Below are 16,525 nucleotides of genomic sequence, written 5' to 3' on the forward strand. Positions count from 1 at the left end.
TGACGCAGGAGCGTGGGATGCGAACCGTACGCCTGTAAATCTCATACCGATGGATCTACTTGAAGCCATTCGCAAGCGCAAGACGACCAACACGCCCTTCCGGCCGGAGCGCATCAGCGATGAGCACAAGCGGCTGTTGATCGAAGCCGCCGCGCGCGCGCCCTCGCACTTCAACAGTCAGCCCTGGCGCTTCATCGTGATCGAGGATCGCGAGCGCATCGCGCAGATCGCCGACATCGCCGGCGATTCGATGAAGCGGCTGATGGACGACGGCGCATTCGTGGCGCGCTACCGACGCTACTTCCGCTTCGATGCCCGGGAGTCCATCGCTGCCGGCAGCGGCATCTATGTGGACAACGTGCCGGCGGCGCTTCGGCCGATGGTCAGGCTCGTCTTCTCCGAACCCGTGGGATCACTGCTCAGCAAATTCGGCGTGTCCACCATCTTGGGCAACGACCAGCGCAACATTGTGCGCAGCGCGCCGATGCTGCTTGCGATCACGCTCGACAGGCAAGAATATCGCCCCGGCGAACTCAGCGGGCTTTACGCTTCGATCACCCTCGGCGCAGTGATTCAGACGCTGTGGCTGGTCACGACAGCGCTGAATATCGGCATGCAGTTCATCAGCACACCGTTGGAGGTGGCGGCGAACAAAGCGCGCATCGTCGCGCTGCTCAAGATTCCCGAGGCGCACGAGCTTGTGGCGATATTCCGCATGGGCTACAAAGACCCGAACGCCGCCCGCAACACGATTGACTGGACGAGCAACCAGCGCAAGCCGTTCACCGAGTTGGCGCACTACAACGACTGGGAGACTCCGCTGCCTGAGCCGTTGGCCTCGGCGCGCAGTCTGCTGTGGGGGGATGGGGAGGCGCCGGCGGAACCCTAGCGCAGCACTCTAATCTAATGTTTATGGATCGCCGGTAGATTTTCATCTCAAATGGAACACATTCTCGTCATTGAAGACGACCCCGCCATTCGCGACCTGTTGCGGCGCGGGTTGACCTACGAAAACTACAAAGTGACAACGGCCAACGACGGTGCAAGCGGACTGGCCGCGGCTCGCGATAATCCACCGGACCTCGTCATCCTCGACTGGATGATGCCCGGTTTAGATGGGCTGGAGGTGTGCATGCGCCTGCGCGCGGCCAGCAACGTCCCGATTTTGATGCTGACGGCGAAGGACTCGGTGCCGGATCGGGTGCTTGGCCTGGAGAGCGGCGCGGATGACTATCTGGTCAAGCCGTTTGCCTTCCCCGAGCTGCTGGCGCGCGTACATGCGTTGCTGCGTCGCACGCAACCGAGCAGCAAGCCGGAGATCCTGAAGTATGCCGACCTACAACTCGACACAGGCACGCGTCTAGCCAAGCGCGGCGACCGGCAGTTCGAGCTGACGGCCAAAGAGTATGACCTGCTGGAATACCTGATGCGCAACCCCCGCCAAGTATTGACGCGCGAGCAAATCCTAGACCGAGTCTGGGGCTACGACTTTGGCGGCGAGAGCAACGTGCTGGAGGTATACATCCGCTACTTGCGCCAAAAGACCGAAGCCAACGGCGAGCCGCGGTTGATCCACACCGTGCGCAGCGTCGGCTACGTGCTCCGGGAAGAGTAGGGGCGTTGCGCAACCACCCCGCCATTCACTTCCGCTGATCCAGCGGCACGTAGTGCACATCCAGCGGGCCGATGTATTCGGACTGTGGGCGGATGAGCACGTTGTCCTTGTATTGCTCGATCACGTGCGCGGCCCAGCCGGCAATGCGCGCGCAGGCGAACATCGGCGTGAACAGGTCTATCGGGATGCCCGCGTAGTACAGCATAGAGGCGCTGTAGAAGTCCACGTTCGGATACAGTTCGCGATGACGGCGGACGGCCTCGACCACCCTGAGCGAAATCTCGTAATACTTGGGTTGACCAACTTTTTGTCCGAGCTTCTGCGCCCACTTATTCAGATGTTCTGAACGTGGGTCGCCGCTCTTGTAGATGCGGTGGCCAAAGCCCATGATCTTGCGTTTGGCGGCGAACATCGCGTCAATGTAGGCGTCAACGCGATCCGGTTCGCCGATCTCCAGCAGCATACGCATCGTTGCCTCGTTTGCGCCGCCGTGCAGCGGCCCCTTGAGCGAGGCGAACGCGCTCGATACGGCCGAGTGCAGGTCGGCCTGCGTGCTGGCCACCACGCGCGCGGTGAATGTGCTGGCGTTCATGCCGTGATCGGCCAGCAAGATGAAATACATGTTGATCGCTTGCACGAAGTCGGGATCAATATCCGCCCCCAACATGTAGAGCGTGTTGGCTGCGTGGCTCAAGCGTGGGTTGGGCGCGATCGGCTCTTTGCCTTCGCGCAAGCGTTGATAGGCGGCGCACAGCGTGGGGAGTTGAGCGATTAGGCGCACCGCCTTGCGCTGCGTGGCTTCGATGCTGATGTCTTCGATTTCGGGGTCGTAGAACGACAGGGCGGACACGGCTACCCGCAGCGCCTCCATGGGCACAGAATCGCGCGGCAGGCTGCGCAGCAAGTCGTATACCGGCGCCGGCAACCACCGGTTGGCCACCAGACGCGCGTTGAAGTCGGCTAGCTCCGAGCGGTTGGGCAGGTGGCCGTTCAGCAACAGGAAAGCCACTTCCTCGTAGCTGGCCTGCTCGGCCAACTCGTGGATGTTGATGCCGCGATACAGCAATGTGCTGTTCGGGCCATCTACGGCGCTGATCTCCGTTTGTACAGCGACTACGCCGTCCAATCCCTTCACGAAGGGGGTCTTGGTCGTCGTCGAGCTGCCGTTGGTCGCGGCAGCGGGGGATGAAGTCGTCATGCTCAACTCCTACTTCTTCTTAGGGTTTGGCTTTTTCTACGTCGCGCCGGCATCGGCGACGGGAGGTTTGAGTGCATGGTTGCGTGGTAGCGGATTATAGAATCGAGTTCGGATTCGCTCAGATCGCGCCATTGGCCGGGTGCCAGTCCGGCGATCGTCACCGGCCCAATGGCGACGCGCACCAGCCGCAGCGTCGGCAAGCCGACGGCTGCGGTCATGTGGCGAATCTGACGTTTCTTCCCCTCGCGCAGCACGATCTCTAACCAGGCCGTCGGCCCGTGGGGGGTGATGGGTTTGCCGCGCGGTGGAAGCTCCGGCTCGGCGTCCAGCACATGCGCCTGGCAGGGCAAGGTGGGGTAGCCCTTGATCGTCACGCCCTGCCTCAGTTGCTGCAACGCAGCTTCGGTAGGGACGCCCTCGACCTGCACGTAGTAGGTCTTCGGCAGCTTGTAACGCGGATCGGTGAGGCGATGGATGAGTGCGCCGTCGTCGCTCAGGATGAGCAGCCCCTCGCTGTCGTAATCGAGCCGGCCGGCGGCATACACCCCTTTGGGCAAACCGAACTCGCTCAGCGTGCGCTTCGGCGGCAAGTCGTTCGCTGCGCCAACAGCGCGCCGGGGTTGCACCTCGTGCGTGAATGACGACAAGACGCCGAAGGGTTTGAAGAAAGCGATGGCGCGCGACATGCGTTTGGTATCATCCTCGCTATATGTCGGAAGTCAAGATGGCTACCTCATCCCCAAGCGCGCACGCGCCAAAGGTCATCGCCAAGTTCTTCGTGGATGGGCAAGAAGTCGGCATGCTGGTTTTGAGCCCGAAGCGATTCAGCACCGGCAGCACGGGTTTCTTCGCTAATGGCAAAGTGTCGCTTGGCGATGACGCCGAGAAGGGCTACCAAGCGCAGGTGCAACTGGTGCGCATCGGCAGCAAAGCGGCAGCAAGCTGAAGTCGCACTCGAGAGGAGCAGGCTGAGCATGAGAATACTGGTCACCGGCGGAGCCGGGTTCATCGGCTCACATGTGTGCGATCGGCTGATTGCCGACGGCCACCATGTGATTGCGATGGACAACTTTATCACCGGCTCGCGCAACAACATCGCGCATCTGATCGGCCATCCGCAATTTGAATTCATCGAGTGCGACATCATCGAGTCATGTTGGGTGCAGGGGCCGCTGGATGCAGTGCTGAACCTCGCCTCGCCAGCCAGTCCGGTCGGTTACCTTGATCATCCCATCGAAACGATGCTGGCGGGTTCGCACGGCACACACAACGCCTTGGAACTGGCGCGCCGGAAGGGCGCGCGCTTCCTCCAGGCAAGCACGAGCGAAGTCTATGGCGACCCGTTGGAGCACCCGCAGCGCGAAAGTTACTGGGGCAACGTCAACCCGATCGGTGTGCGCTCGGTATACGATGAAGCCAAACGCTTCGCCGAGGCATTGACCATGGCCTATCATCGAAAGTTCGGCGTGGCGACGCGTATCGCGCGCATCTTCAACACCTACGGGCCGCGGATGGACATCGGCGACGGCCGCGTGGTGCCTAACTTCGTCGCTCAGGCCGTGCGCAACCAGCCGTTGACCGTGTACGGCGATGGCAGCGCGACGCGCGCGTTTTGCTACGTCAGCGATCTTGTGGATGGCCTGCTGCGCCTGCTGTGGAGCGATGAAGTGATGCCGGTGAACATCGGCAGCCCACATGAGATGACCATCCTCGAATTCGCCCAAGCAGTGAAGGCAGCGGCCGGCCCGGAGTGCGCCAGTGAGATCGTGTTCTATCAGCCGCGGCAAGAGCGCATCGCCGATGATCCGCAGCGCCGCCAACCGGATATCACGCGCGCCTGCACCCTCTTGGGGTGGGCGCCCAAAGTCTCACTGGAAGAAGGATTGCGCAAGACGATTGACTACTTCCGGGCGCTGGTGCAGCAGCCGGCATGAGGGACGCAATGGCCGAGCGGATTAAAGCCGTTGCCCCGGCCGTCGCCTGTGAAGGCGACGGCCGGGGAGCGTTATTCACCCGGATCTATCCCCACCTCGCGAATCTGCTCCTTCCCGCGCACGGCATCCCAGATGCGGTTGATGCTCCGCGCGCCTTGAATGAGCGGCGTGAATGACGTGAGGCGATAGGCCACCACATCGCTCCGCAGTCGGTCTAGCTCCTCGGTCAACGCCTGCTCCATGCGCGCGGTGATCCGCCGGGGATCGAGTGCATCCGCGCCCTCCGCCTTGCGCACCACAACAGGGTGCGCAACGCTGATAAAAGCGTCGGGCTTTTGCTCGCCGATGAATTCGCAGCGCAGGGCGATGGGATACAGCGCGCAGGCGCCAACCTGCTGCGCTGTCCTGCTCGCAATGCGGCCGGCGCCCTGGTAGAACGCCAGCGGCCGCACGTCGTTGGCGCGGATCTTGCCCTGCGGGAAGATGAGCAGCGCGCGAGGCGGCGCGCCGCGACGCGATGCGGCGGTCAGGAGGCTGATGGCGTAGTTCATGCTCTCCACCGCGCTTCGCGGGTCGCGCCGGTTGACGGAGAATGCGCCGCACCAGCGGAAGAAACTATAACGCACAAGCTGGGTATCCTCGACGATTACGTAGCCGTCCGTATGCCAGCACTCCTCGTTCAACGCCATCATCAGGTGCGCGTCCCACCAGGTGCTGTGATTGCCGAACATGATGAGTGGTGGTGAATCTGATCCCGGCGGCGGCGCGGCCTGCCGCAAGTAGACGCGGTGAAACGACGACCGCAGTTGCACCTTGATTAAGAAGGTGTAAATTAACCGGTTGAGCAAGGGGTTCTTGCGAGCTGTGAGCACGTCTGAAGTGGATGGTACACGATTTGGATGAGCGCCGGTTGATGTGTGGTCAGCGGTCGCGCGGCGCAGAACTATGTCGGCGCACTCACCGGTGCTGCGCTAAAATCTATCGCTGTGTAGCGAATTGCATTATGCAGCGTGTGCGTGAAAGCCTGCTTGGCAGTTACTCTCACGCCTGTTGCAAACATCCCGCGCCAGAAGAGAGGAGTGCCCAAATATGAACAGACTACGCACAATCGAATTGTTCATCGCAGCAGCGATCGCCCTATCCGCCTGCGCGGCACCGCCGGCTGCGCCTGCGACGCAGCCACCGGCTGCGACATCCGGTTTGCCCGATCTGGGCGGCCGCGAGATCGTCATCGCCATCGAAAACGCTTATATCCCATTCAACTACATCCGATTGGACAACGGCAAGGCGGAGGGCTGGGACTACGACGCCATCGCAGAGATTTGCAAGCGGCTGAATTGCAAGCCCGTGTTCCGAGAAATCGCCTGGGACGGCATGATCGCCGCGGTCGCTGCCGGCCAGTTCGATATGGCGGCCGACGGCATCACCATCACCGAAGAGCGCAAACAAAGCGTGGATTTCTCCGACGGCTACATCAAGGTGGATCAGCGCCTGGTCGTCCGCGTGGATGAAACTCGCTTCAAGAATGTCGAAGAGTTCAAGAACGGCAACTTCAAGCTGGCGACGCAGAAAGGCACAACCAACTACGCCGAGGGCGTCAAACTGGTCGGCGAAGCGCGTGTGATCGCGTTCGACGACTTCGGCTCGGCGGTGCAGGCGGTGATCTCTCAGGACGCCGACGCGGCCATCATTGACGACGTGGCGGGCCAAGGCTACGTGGGGGTGAACGCCGACAAGCTCAAGCTGCTCGACGGCATCGTCAGCGAAGGCCAAGAGCTGGGCTTCATCTTCCCCAAGGGCAGCGACCTGGTTGGGCCGATCAACGCTGCGCTGAAGGCCATGCGCGAAGATGGCACCTTGCAGCGTTTGCAAGATAAGTGGTTCCCGAAGGGCCGCCAAGTGATTGAATATGATCAGATCGGCCCGGGCGCCTATGGCGACCCAACGCCGACGCCGCAGCCATAGCGACCAGAGGCCGCTTGCGTTATCGCTCACATTGAGTACAACAGGCGCGCAACCGAGCAAGAAGCCGGTTGCGCGCTGCTTTCATCATGTCGTTGACTACCAGGCCGCAGCCTGAGGCCATTCCACGTGATTCGGCAGTGGATCGCTCGGCGCTGGGCCGGTTCGTTGACCGCATGGCACGTTGGCCGTGGTGGCTGCTGATCATCGCGTTCTTCGGCGCGCTGATCGCATGGAACGCGATGACCAGCGAGCTTTATTCTGCGATCTTCAACCGGCTGTTGCTGGGCATTGGCGTCACAATCTTCACCACGCTGGTCGCCTATAGCCTGGCCATCGCCGTCGGGTTGATCGCCGGCCTGGGACGAGTGTCGCAGAACCCCGTCATCTACAACATCGCCACGCTTTACGTGCAGGTCATCCGCGGCGTGCCGATCCTGGTGCAGTTGCTGGTGATCGCGTTCGTCATCGTGCCCATCGTCATGGACGGCGTCAACCTGCTGGGCAATGCCCTGGCGCCGATTTGGGGCGCCGATAATCTCCTCGTGCGCGCCAAGCCGCAGGATGTGCCATTCTTGACCCGCAGCATCATCGCGCTGGCCATTGCCTACGGTGGCTTCCAGGCCGAGACTTTCCGCGCTGGTATTCAGTCCATCAGCAAAGGGCAGATGGAGGCAGCGCGTTCGCTGGGCATGAGCTACTGGCAGGCGATGCGCTACGTCATCCTGCCGCAGGCCATCCGGCGCGTGCTGCCGCCGCTGGGCAACGACTTCATCGCCATGCTGAAGGATTCGTCGCTGGTGTCGGTGCTCGGCGTGCGTGACATTACTCAAGAGGCGCGCCTGTATGCCGCCGCTTCGTTTCGCTTTTTGGAAACCTACACGTCGCTGGCCTTCTTGTATCTGGCTATGACCATCGTGCTGTCGTTGGGCGTCAAATGGCTGGAGCAGCGCTTGAACAGCGAAGGCCGCGCGCAAGGTTGAGGAGGATGAGCGCAATGCAACGCGACGAACCGATGATCGTCATTAAGCACCTGGTCAAGCAGTTCGGCAGCCTGCGCGCGGTGAACGACGTCAGTCTTACGGTGGGGCGGGGCAGCGTGACCGTGATCATCGGCCCCAGTGGCAGCGGCAAGAGCACCGTGCTGCGCTGCATCAACCACCTGGAGACCCCGACCAGCGGCGAGATTTGGGTGGATGGCATTCACCTCACCCACGACGCGAAGCACATCAACGCCGTGCGGGCCGAGGTGGGCATGGTGTTCCAGCAGTTCAACCTTTTCCCACATCTGACGGTGTTGGAAAACGTGACGCTGGCGCAGCGCGTGGTGCGCAAGCGCAGCGAAGCCGAAGCGCGCGACATCGCGATGCAACAGCTCACCCGCGTCGGCATTCCGGAGAAAGCCAACGCTTATCCCAGTCAACTGAGCGGCGGCCAACAGCAGCGTGTGGCCATCGCGCGCGCCCTGGCCATGAATCCGAAGATCATGTTGTTCGACGAGCCAACCAGCGCGCTGGATCCGGAAATGATCAAGGAGGTGCTGGACGTGATGCTGGAGTTGGCGCGCAGCGGCATGACGATGGTCGTCGTGACCCATGAGATGGGCTTTGCGCGCAAGGCCGCCGACGAGATCGTGTTTATGGATCGCGGCCGGATCGTCGAGCAGGGCCCGCCAGAAGTGTTCTTCGCCAACCCGCGCGAGGAACGCGCACGCGCGTTCCTCAATCAGATCCTGCGCTGAATTACATCAGGCCTTCGTCCAACGGCCGGCGCCCGAGCTTCTTGCGGTTGCTCTCGGCGCGCTCCTCCGGCGATGCCTCGGCCAACGGATCGGCGAACTGCTGGTAGACCGTCTCGCCGTATTCGGTCGTGCGCACCACGACCGGCATGGGCACGGCGTGACCCATGATCAACGCTTGCTGCTTGCTCTCCAGCGCTGCCAGCACGCTCCGCAACTGCTGCGCGCCGCTCATGCCGGTGAAGACCGCCGCAATGTCGCGTTCGTCGCTCAGTGCACAGGTGATGCGTGTGCCGATCTGGCTCATCACCTCGGCGTCAATTTGGCTGGGGCGCTGATCCACGATGAGCAGGGTCACGTTGTATTTGCGCAGCTCGCGGGCGATCGTGCCGAAGATGGTCAAGTCGGCCACGCCCGGCTCCAGGAACTTATGCGCCTCTTCGACCGCGATGACGAGTTTCTTCGGCTCTTCGCCGCCGCCGCCCTCCGCCGTTTCCTTCATCTCGACGTAGCGGCGGTGAATGCGCCGGGTGAGGAAGTTGGCGACGAAGACGTAGGCCGGCAGGTCGTTGCCGTAACGCCCGAATTCCACCACCACGCTCTCGCCGCGCGTTAGATAGTTCAGCACCCGCTCGGCGAAGTTCTCGGCAACTTCCGCGCGCAGGAAATCGAACTTCAGCAGTCGGCCGAGCTTGCGCTGCATAGCATAGTAGGTGCCTTCGGCGATCTTGTTGCTGTCGAACAGTTCCTGCACTTCCGGCGCGAGATTGTCGTCGAGCAACTGGCGAATCCACGCATGTGGGAACCGACGCTTGAGCGCGTGCAGCGCGTTCACTTGTACGTCGCTCAGGCCGAGCACGTCGCGCAGCATCTCGATGTCTTCCGGCTCGATCTGGTCATAGCCGATCTGCAGGGCGAACTCCGGCCGTGAATTGCGCACTTTGGACGATGCTTCGTCTAATGTGACGATCACTACCTTCTGGCTGATCGCGTTGAGCTGCTTCAGGCCTTTTAGCTTGCGTCCGCCGTCGCCTTTGAGCGTGTAGCCGTAGTCGTTGTGCATGTCGAAGATCAGCACGCTGGCCAGGTCGCGCCGGATGATGTTGGCGAGCAACGGCAGGGTGAGGAAGGTCTTGCCTGTGCCGCTGCGACCGAACACGGCGCTGCTGCGCTCTACGAAGCGTTCTAGATCCAGCTTGATCTCGATGGTCTCGTCTTCAACCGAAGTGCCGATGCGATACGCGGTGCGCTCGTCGGCGGCGAAGATCTCCCGTACCTCATCAGGCGTGGCGCGGCAGGCGACGGTGAAATGCGCCGGCACGCTCTTCACCGGCTTTACTTCGCCCCGGCCCTCCTTCACCAACATCGGCTTGACGTGCAGCGCGCCATAGGCCACCGTGCCGCGGTAGATCTCCAAGCGCGGGTCGTCATCGGCCGGCGGCGATTGCACCAGGGCAGCATCAGTCATGTCGAGCCGAATATCGGTGACCAGGCCGAAGAACTTACGATCGGTCTGACCTTTGATGGTGACGTAGGAGCCGACGGCGACGCCCTCAACGATTACGTCGCCGTCCAGTTTGACGAGCACGCCATCGTTGAGCGACCCGCCGATGACCACACCGAGGCGCGCGGGTAATTCATCGCGCTGCAGCCGCACCAGGTCGCTTGGTGCGAAGGGGTTGAGTTCCGAGAGCAGATCAGCAGTCATTGTGCATCCTCCGACGTTATACTAACCGACGCAACAATCCATCCAGCCGTGCGCCGTCGCCGGCCAGCAGCCGGGCCAGCTCGCGGCCACACCGGCGGAGGAAGCCGCGCGGATCGCGATGCGTCCGGGATGCGAGCCGCAGGCTGGCGGCCAACAGCTCGTCGCACGGCGCATCGTGCGCGTCCAGCACCAGGCGGAAGAAATCCAACTGCTGCGTGAATTGCTGCACTTCCTCCGGGGTGCAACTGACGACCTCATCGAGCGTGAGCGGCGGCTGTGGTGGAAGGACCTGTCGAATCGCTTGGTCTGCTGCGTTGCCGTCGCAGTAGCCGACGCATAACACGCTGACCTCGATCGGCAGGCGCCGGCTGCGCTGCCACTCGATCTCCTCTGGCCGCACCAGGCCATCCTCGGCGACCGACAGCATGCGCGTCACGCCGTCGTCCTCGACGGCGATATCGTAGATCAGCCCGAACACCGTGGCGTTTTTGTGTTGAATACACGTCTTGACGAACGCGCCGAAAATCGGCACGTCTTCCTTCGGCACGCGCGTGCCGAAGACGAAGGAGCGCGTGTTGGCGCGCAGGACTCTGCCGTTGACGTTCATATCGGGTCGAACAATTGTTCGAATTATAACCGAGCGCGGCGCGCCGGCTGGAGCGAAAATACGGACATGACGGAATGCTACGACGTAATCGTGATCGGCGCCGGCGTGATGGGCAGCGCTGCCGCCTATCACCTCGCTAAAGACGGCCAGCGTACGCTGCTCATCGAGCGCTTCGAGATTGCCCACACCTTTGGCAGCTCACATGGTGAATCGCGCATCTTTCGCTTCGCCTACAACAACCCCGACTACGCCCGGCTGGCGATGCAGAGCTACCCCCATTGGCGCGCGCTCGAGGCCGACAGCGGCGAGCAATTGTTGGAAGTCATCGGTGGCCTCGACCTCGCGCATGAGCCGGTGCATTACCCCAACGTGGACGCCGTGGCCGATGCGCTGACTCAGGTTGGCGGGCGGTTCGAGCGCCTGGACGCGGCGCAAATCCGCGCGCGCTACCCACAGTGGCGCCTAAGCGACGCAGCGCTCGCCGTGTTCTCGCCCGACTCCGGCTTCTTGCGCGCCACGCGCTGCGTGCAGGCCATGGTCGCGCAAGCCGCCAAACACGGCGCAACGGTGCGCGAGCGCGAGGCGGTCAACCGGATCGTCCCCGGCCGGCCGGTCGAAGTCGTCACCGACGCCGGCCATTATCGCGCCGACAAGTTGATCATCACAGGCGGCGCCTGGATCAACGAATTGATCCGATACGTCGGCCTGCAGTTACCGGTGCGCATCGAGCAAGAGCAGGTGACGTATTTCGCGCCGCTGCGCGACGCCGAGCGCTTCCAGCGTGACCGCTTCCCGATCTTCATCCACTGGCGCAGCCCGATCCCCGCTTACGGCTTCCCGATGATTGATAAGCCGGGGATCAAAGTCGGCTTTCACCACGAGGGTTACTTGATCGATCCCAACGGGCCGCGCATGCCGCGCGATGAAACTACCCGGCGGGTGCTCGATTACGTCCGCGCGCATCTGCCCGATGCGGCCGGCGCGCCGTTCGAGCCGACGGCCTGCCTCTACACCACGACGCCCGACGAGGACTTTGTGATTGACTTTGCGCCGGACTTTGACAACATTGTGATCTGCTCGGCGTGCAGCGGCCATGGCTTCAAGTTCGGCGCCGGCATTGGCCGCGCGCTGGCCGACTTGGTGGAACACGGCGCCACCGAGATGAACATCGGTCATGTGCGGCTGCGCCCATTCGCTATGGGATCCCCCGCTCAATGAGGTAGTAGATCAGGTCAATGTTGCCCGGCGAGTGGCCGAAATTGGTCAGGATTGCGGCGGCTTCGCTGCGGTGTTGCATGCCGTGAAAGACCATATGCGTCAGGCAATGCTCCACGGTGTGTTGTCGCATCTGGGGATTGACGATCGTCGTATACGTCACGACGCGCGCGAGGTCGTCGTCGTTCAGGCCGGCGGCGTATTCGCGCATGCGCTGTTCTTCCGTTTGCCAGCGGGTGAGCAGCGCTGACAGGTTGGGGAACTCAACCGGCTTCAGCGCCGCAGCGGGGGAAATGCCATGCTGCAGCCGCATGCGCCAGGCCCATTCGGAATTCAAGATGTGAACGAGCGTGCCGTGCAAACTGCCGGCGCTGAAGCCAGGCGGTTGAGGCGCAACCAACTGCTCGCCGCTCAACTGAGCCGCTCGGTCGAGGATGCGCCGGTTGGCCCAGTAGTTGTAATCGAGCAATAGCGCGAGGTCTTTTGTGTTCATGCCGCGAACTCTATCACTCGTCTGAAAGCGCACAACGCCTTTGCCAACGCCCCGGCGCGCAGATCGCCCAGCGCTGCGCCCCGGATGCCGATAGAATGCGCTCATGTCGAGTGAGCTTGCAGCAGCGCCTATCCCTAAGCCGCCCCTCGTCGAACTCCTGGAACGGCGCATCCTGGTGTTGGACGGCGCGATGGGCACGATGATCCAGCGCTATCGTCTGCAGGAGGAAGACTATCGAGGCGAACGCTTCCGGGAGCATCCCGTTGAGCTGAAGAACAACAACGAGGCGCTCAACCTGACGCGGCCTGAGATTATCCTGGACATTCATCGTCAGTATCTGGAAGCCGGCGCCGACATCATCGAGACGAATACCTTCAACGCTCAGGCCATCAGCATGGCCGACTTCGACATGGCCGACCCCGCGCTGATCCGGGAGATCAACCTGGCGGCGGCACGGCTCGCACGGCAGGTTGCCGACGAATTTACGCGGCGCGACCCATCGCGGCCGCGTTACGTCGCCGGCGCGTTGGGGCCGATGAATCGGACGCTCTCGCTCAGCCCAGACGTGAACGACCCCGGCTATCGCGCCGTCACCTTCGACCAGGTGATGCAGGCGTACTACGACCAGGCCAAGGCGCTGATCGAGGGCGGGGTGGACTTGTTGTTGCCGGAGACGACCTTCGACACGCTCAACCTCAAGGCGGCGTTATTCGCCATTCAGAAGTTGTTTGCCGAGGGGGTGCGGCGGGTGCCGGTGATGGCCAGCGTGACGATCACCGACCAGAGCGGTCGCACGCTGAGCGGCCAAACCGTGGAGGCGTTCTGGGCCAGCATTCACCGCGCGCCGCTGATCAGCATGGGCATCAATTGCGCGCTGGGCCCGGACGAGATGCGCCCGTATATTGAAGCGATGGCCAAGATCACGCAGACCTACGTGTCATGCTATCCCAACGCCGGCCTGCCCAACGCCTTCGGCGGCTACGACATGACGCCGCAGCGGTTTGCCGATGCTGTGGGCGAGTTCGCCCAGGAAGGCTGGGTGAACGTCATCGGCGGCTGTTGCGGCACGACGCCGGATCACATCGCCGCCGTCCGCGAGGCGATCAAGGGTGCGCGCCCGCACGTGCGCAATCGTCCGACGAATCGCACATACTTCAGCGGGCTTGAGCTGCTCGCGATTGGGGATGCACAGGACGCATCAAACCCAACCGGCGGCCCCTCGCCGTTATCGGCGTCCAATTCTCCATTCCTGTTGATCGGCGAACGCACCAACGTCACCGGCTCGCCCAAGTTCGCCAAGCTCATTCGGGAGGGCAAATTTGAGGAGGCGCTGGGCGTCGCCCGACAACAGGTGGAGAACGGCGCGAATATCCTCGATGTGAACTTCGACGAGGGGATGTTGGACAGCGAGGCATGCATGACCAAGTTCCTCAACTTGCTCATGGCCGAGCCGGACATCGCGCGCGTGCCGATCATGATTGATAGCTCCAAGTGGAGCGTGATCGAAGCAGGTTTGAAATGCGTGCAGGGCAAGTGCATCGTCAACTCAATCTCGCTCAAGGAAGGCGAGGCGGTCTTCAAGCAACACGCCGAGATCATCAAACGCTTCGGCGCCGGCGTGGTGGTGATGGCTTTCGACGAACGCGGACAAGCCGACACCTTCGAGCGCAAGATCGAAATCTGCAAGCGCGCTTACGACATTTTGGTGCACGAGGTGGGCTTCCCGCCCGAGGACATCATCTTCGACCCCAACGTGCTGACCGTGGCGACAGGGATCGAAGCGCACAACAACTACGCGGTGGACTTCATCCGCGCGACGCGCTGGATCAAAGAGAACCTGCCCGGCGCAAAAGTTAGCGGCGGCATCAGCAACATCTCGTTCAGCTTTCGCGGCAACAACAAAGTGCGCGAGGCGATGCACAGCGCCTTCTTGTATCACGCCATCCGCGCCGGCCTGGACATGGGCATCGTCAACGCCGGACAGCTCGCCGTGTATGACGACATCCCCAAGGATTTGTTGGAGCACGTGGAAGACGTACTGCTCAACCGCCGGCCGGACGCCACCGAGCGCCTGATCGCGTTCGCGCAGGCCATGAAGCAATCGGAAGAAGCTTCTCCGGGCGCGTCGAGCAGCGACGGCCAGCCCGCCGCAGGCTGGCGCACCTTGGACGTGGATAAGCGGCTGGAGTACGCCTTGGTCAACGGCATCGCCGACTTCATCGAAGCCGATGTGTTGGAGGCGCTGGCGCGCTACGGCAAGCCGCTCGCCGTCATCGAGGGGCCGCTGATGGCCGGCATGAATGTCGTCGGCGATCTGTTTGGCGCGGGCAAGATGTTCCTACCGCAGGTGGTGAAAAGCGCGCGGGTGATGAAGAAGGCAGTCGCCGTACTGGAGCCGTACATCAAAAGCGAACAGCCGGCGGCGGCCGCAGCCGCCGCGCGCGAAAAGGCGTCGAAGGCCAGGATCGTGCTCGCGACGGTCAAAGGCGACGTGCACGACATCGGCAAGAACATCGTGGGGGTGGTGCTGGGCTGCAACAACTATGAAGTGCATGACCTGGGCGTGATGGTGCCGGCGGAGAAGATTCTGAAGACAGCCCGCGAGATCGGCGCCGACATGATTGGCCTGAGCGGCTTGATCACCCCTTCGCTCGATGAGATGGTGCACGTGGCGCGTGAGATGCAGCGCGAAGGGTTTACCTTGCCGTTGCTCATCGGCGGCGCGACGACCAGCAAAGCGCACACCGCGCTGAAGATCGCGCCGGCCTACGCGCAGCCGGTCGTGCATGTGCTCGACGCCAGCCGCGCCGTTGGCGTGGTCGGCGCGTTGGCCAGCGCCGACCTGCGCGACGCCTTCATCAAGCAAAACGCCGAAGAGCAAGAAAAGCTGCGCAGGCAGTTCGCAGGCAAAGGCGACCGCCGGCCCCTGCTCTCTCTCGCCGAGGCGCGTCGGCGGCGCTTCCGCTGGACGCCGGAATCCCACGACTTCGCCAGCGAGCCGGCCTTCATCGGCGTGCGGGTGATCGAGCCGGCCCATATATCGCTGCGCGAGCTAGCCGACTACATTGATTGGACGCCCTTCTTCCGGACATGGGAGCTGGCCGGACGCTTCCCCGATATCCTGAACGATCCGGTCGTCGGAGACCAGGCGCGCAAGCTATACGAAGATGCGCAAGCGCTCCTCAAGCGCCTGATTCAGGCCGATCTCACCCATCGGGCCAACACTCACCGACGCGGTCATGCCGAGCTATCTGCCGATCCCTCGCCTCGAGTGACCGCGCGCGGCGTGTATGGCCTATTCCCAGCCAACAGCGTAGGCGACGATATCGAAGTGTATGCCGACGAATCGCGCGCCACGGTGCTCACCACCTTCCACACCCTGCGCCAGCAACACGATAAGTCGGGTGAGGCCGCAAAGGACGGCATCCCCAACGCCCAAGCTGCGCTGCATCGTTGCAATCTCGCCCTCGCCGACTTCGTTGCGCCGAAGGAGAGCGGTGTGGTGGACTACATCGGCGCGTTTGCCGTCAGCATCCACGGCGCTCAGGAGTTGGCCGATGCGTTCAAGGCCGCCGGCGATGACTATAGCGCCATCCTGGTCGAAGCGCTGGCCGACCGATTGGCCGAGGCGTTTGCCGAGCGCCTGCACAAACAAGTCCGCGATGACATGGGCTATGGCCTCGGCGAGCAATTGACAAACGACGATTTAATTGCGGAGAAGTATCGCGGCATCCGACCGGCCCCGGGCTACCCGGCTTGTCCCGATCACAGCGAGAAACGGCTGATTTGGGCGCTGCTTGAAGTGGAGAAGCACACCGGCGCCACGCTGACCGATAGCTGCGCCATGTTGCCGGCCAGCAGTGTCAGCGGTTGGTATTTCTTTCATCCGCAGGCCCGCTATTTCGGCGTGGGCAAAATCGGCCGCGACCAGGTCGAGGACTACGCGCGGCGCAAGGGCATGAGCATCGAGGAAGCGGAGCGCTGGCTGCGCCCTAACCTCGATGATTGAACCGGCAAAGCGCAGCGCGGCCGCGGCACGCGGCGTTTTGAGGCGG

General features: G+C 62.6%; 15 protein-coding genes. 9 read left to right on the top strand and 6 right to left on the bottom strand.

Features of this window, described 5'->3' with window-relative positions:
- Window positions 1-49 precede the first annotated feature (49 nt).
- On the top strand, window positions 50-889 hold the full coding sequence (locus GXH28_RS02230; RefSeq protein WP_169237377.1) for a nitroreductase family protein: 840 nt from the start codon (window positions 50-52) through the stop codon (window positions 887-889).
- A gap of 51 nt (window positions 890-940) precedes the next feature.
- Window positions 941-1,615, top strand: a complete 675-nt coding sequence (locus tag GXH28_RS02235) for a response regulator transcription factor (RefSeq protein ID WP_169237378.1) — start codon at window positions 941-943, stop codon at window positions 1,613-1,615.
- Between the two features lie 25 nt (window positions 1,616-1,640).
- On the opposite strand, the gene GXH28_RS02240 is transcribed toward GXH28_RS02235, so the two are convergent.
- Both GXH28_RS02240 and GXH28_RS02245 read right to left on the bottom strand, forming a co-directional pair.
- Window positions 1,641-2,813, bottom strand: coding sequence for a citrate/2-methylcitrate synthase (locus tag GXH28_RS02240; RefSeq protein ID WP_169237379.1), 1,173 nt, complete (start codon window positions 2,811-2,813; stop codon window positions 1,641-1,643).
- Between the two features lie 2 nt (window positions 2,814-2,815).
- Window positions 2,816-3,499, bottom strand: a complete 684-nt coding sequence (locus GXH28_RS02245) for a pseudouridine synthase (protein ID WP_169237380.1) — start codon at window positions 3,497-3,499, stop codon at window positions 2,816-2,818.
- 23 nt (window positions 3,500-3,522) lie between these two features.
- Here GXH28_RS02245 and GXH28_RS02250 point away from each other — a divergent pair, with 23 nt between their 5' ends.
- Together GXH28_RS02250 and GXH28_RS02255 are read left to right on the top strand one after the other, a co-directional pair.
- Window positions 3,523-3,759 (top strand): hypothetical protein, encoded by a 237-nt coding sequence (locus tag GXH28_RS02250; RefSeq protein ID WP_169237381.1) that lies wholly within the window; start codon window positions 3,523-3,525, stop codon window positions 3,757-3,759.
- Window positions 3,760-3,787: 28 nt separating this feature from the next.
- Window positions 3,788-4,747, top strand: coding sequence for a UDP-glucuronic acid decarboxylase family protein (locus GXH28_RS02255; protein ID WP_169237382.1), 960 nt, complete (start codon window positions 3,788-3,790; stop codon window positions 4,745-4,747).
- A 71-nt stretch (window positions 4,748-4,818) separates the two neighbouring features.
- On the opposite strand, the gene GXH28_RS02260 is transcribed toward GXH28_RS02255, so the two are convergent.
- Entirely contained in the window at window positions 4,819-5,619 is an 801-nt protein-coding gene (locus GXH28_RS02260; RefSeq protein WP_169237383.1) for a lysophospholipid acyltransferase family protein, read from the bottom strand.
- Between the two features lie 217 nt (window positions 5,620-5,836).
- Between GXH28_RS02260 and GXH28_RS02265 the strand changes: the two genes are divergently transcribed.
- The 3 genes from GXH28_RS02265 to GXH28_RS02275 all read left to right on the top strand — a co-directional run bounded on the left by GXH28_RS02265 (window position 5,837) and on the right by GXH28_RS02275 (window position 8,450).
- Window positions 5,837-6,712 (top strand): transporter substrate-binding domain-containing protein, encoded by an 876-nt coding sequence (locus tag GXH28_RS02265; protein WP_169237384.1) that lies wholly within the window; start codon window positions 5,837-5,839, stop codon window positions 6,710-6,712.
- 86 nt (window positions 6,713-6,798) lie between these two features.
- A complete protein-coding gene (locus GXH28_RS02270) occupies window positions 6,799-7,692 on the top strand; it encodes an amino acid ABC transporter permease (RefSeq protein WP_240550118.1) in 894 nt (297 codons plus the stop codon).
- A 14-nt stretch (window positions 7,693-7,706) separates the two neighbouring features.
- Complete coding sequence (locus tag GXH28_RS02275; RefSeq protein ID WP_304515788.1) at window positions 7,707-8,450, top strand: amino acid ABC transporter ATP-binding protein; 744 nt, start codon at window positions 7,707-7,709, stop codon at window positions 8,448-8,450.
- A 1-nt stretch (window position 8,451) separates the two neighbouring features.
- Here GXH28_RS02275 and GXH28_RS02280 read toward each other — a convergent pair whose 3' ends face one another.
- A complete protein-coding gene (locus GXH28_RS02280) occupies window positions 8,452-10,155 on the bottom strand; it encodes a helicase HerA domain-containing protein (protein ID WP_169237386.1) in 1,704 nt (567 codons plus the stop codon).
- A 16-nt stretch (window positions 10,156-10,171) separates the two neighbouring features.
- Window positions 10,172-10,762, bottom strand: a complete 591-nt coding sequence (locus tag GXH28_RS02285) for a hypothetical protein (protein ID WP_169237387.1) — start codon at window positions 10,760-10,762, stop codon at window positions 10,172-10,174.
- Window positions 10,763-10,828: 66 nt separating this feature from the next.
- Here GXH28_RS02285 and solA point away from each other — a divergent pair, with 66 nt between their 5' ends.
- The gene (gene solA, locus GXH28_RS02290; protein WP_169237388.1) at window positions 10,829-11,980 is read left to right on the top strand and encodes an N-methyl-L-tryptophan oxidase; all 1,152 of its coding nucleotides are present in this window, start codon (window positions 10,829-10,831) and stop codon (window positions 11,978-11,980) included.
- Here the strand turns inward: solA and GXH28_RS02295 are convergent.
- Window positions 11,958-12,470, bottom strand: coding sequence for a DinB family protein (locus GXH28_RS02295; protein WP_169237389.1), 513 nt, complete (start codon window positions 12,468-12,470; stop codon window positions 11,958-11,960). The genes solA and GXH28_RS02295 overlap by 23 nt on opposite strands.
- Window positions 12,471-12,573: 103 nt before the next feature.
- Between GXH28_RS02295 and metH the strand changes: the two genes are divergently transcribed.
- A complete protein-coding gene (metH, locus tag GXH28_RS02300) occupies window positions 12,574-16,479 on the top strand; it encodes a methionine synthase (protein WP_169237390.1) in 3,906 nt (1,301 codons plus the stop codon).
- Window positions 16,480-16,525: the final 46 nt, after the last annotated feature.

It is taken from the genome of Candidatus Roseilinea sp. NK_OTU-006 (genome assembly GCF_012931985.1).
Lineage (GTDB): Bacteria > Chloroflexota > Anaerolineae > J036 > Brachytrichaceae > JAAFGM01.

What these genes read in the sequence shown, in the direction of transcription:
- GXH28_RS02255 (WP_169237382.1), top strand. Translation starts at nt 3,788, where the DNA reads ATGAGAATACTGGTCACCGGCGGAGCCGGGTTCATCGGCTCACATGTG.
- GXH28_RS02280 (WP_169237386.1), bottom strand. Translation starts at nt 10,155, where the DNA reads ATGACTGCTGATCTGCTCTCGGAACTCAACCCCTTCGCACCAAGCGAC.
- GXH28_RS02285 (WP_169237387.1), bottom strand. Translation starts at nt 10,762, where the DNA reads ATGAACGTCAACGGCAGAGTCCTGCGCGCCAACACGCGCTCCTTCGTC.
- GXH28_RS02250 (WP_169237381.1), top strand. Translation starts at nt 3,523, where the DNA reads ATGTCGGAAGTCAAGATGGCTACCTCATCCCCAAGCGCGCACGCGCCA.
- GXH28_RS02265 (WP_169237384.1), top strand. Translation starts at nt 5,837, where the DNA reads ATGAACAGACTACGCACAATCGAATTGTTCATCGCAGCAGCGATCGCC.
- GXH28_RS02270 (WP_240550118.1), top strand. Translation starts at nt 6,799, where the DNA reads ATGTCGTTGACTACCAGGCCGCAGCCTGAGGCCATTCCACGTGATTCG.
- GXH28_RS02245 (WP_169237380.1), bottom strand. Translation starts at nt 3,499, where the DNA reads ATGTCGCGCGCCATCGCTTTCTTCAAACCCTTCGGCGTCTTGTCGTCA.
- solA (WP_169237388.1), top strand. Translation starts at nt 10,829, where the DNA reads ATGACGGAATGCTACGACGTAATCGTGATCGGCGCCGGCGTGATGGGC.
- GXH28_RS02295 (WP_169237389.1), bottom strand. Translation starts at nt 12,470, where the DNA reads ATGAACACAAAAGACCTCGCGCTATTGCTCGATTACAACTACTGGGCC.
- metH (WP_169237390.1), top strand. Translation starts at nt 12,574, where the DNA reads ATGTCGAGTGAGCTTGCAGCAGCGCCTATCCCTAAGCCGCCCCTCGTC.
- GXH28_RS02240 (WP_169237379.1), bottom strand. Translation starts at nt 2,813, where the DNA reads ATGACGACTTCATCCCCCGCTGCCGCGACCAACGGCAGCTCGACGACG.
- GXH28_RS02235 (WP_169237378.1), top strand. Translation starts at nt 941, where the DNA reads ATGGAACACATTCTCGTCATTGAAGACGACCCCGCCATTCGCGACCTG.
- GXH28_RS02230 (WP_169237377.1), top strand. Translation starts at nt 50, where the DNA reads ATGGATCTACTTGAAGCCATTCGCAAGCGCAAGACGACCAACACGCCC.
- GXH28_RS02275 (WP_304515788.1), top strand. Translation starts at nt 7,707, where the DNA reads ATGCAACGCGACGAACCGATGATCGTCATTAAGCACCTGGTCAAGCAG.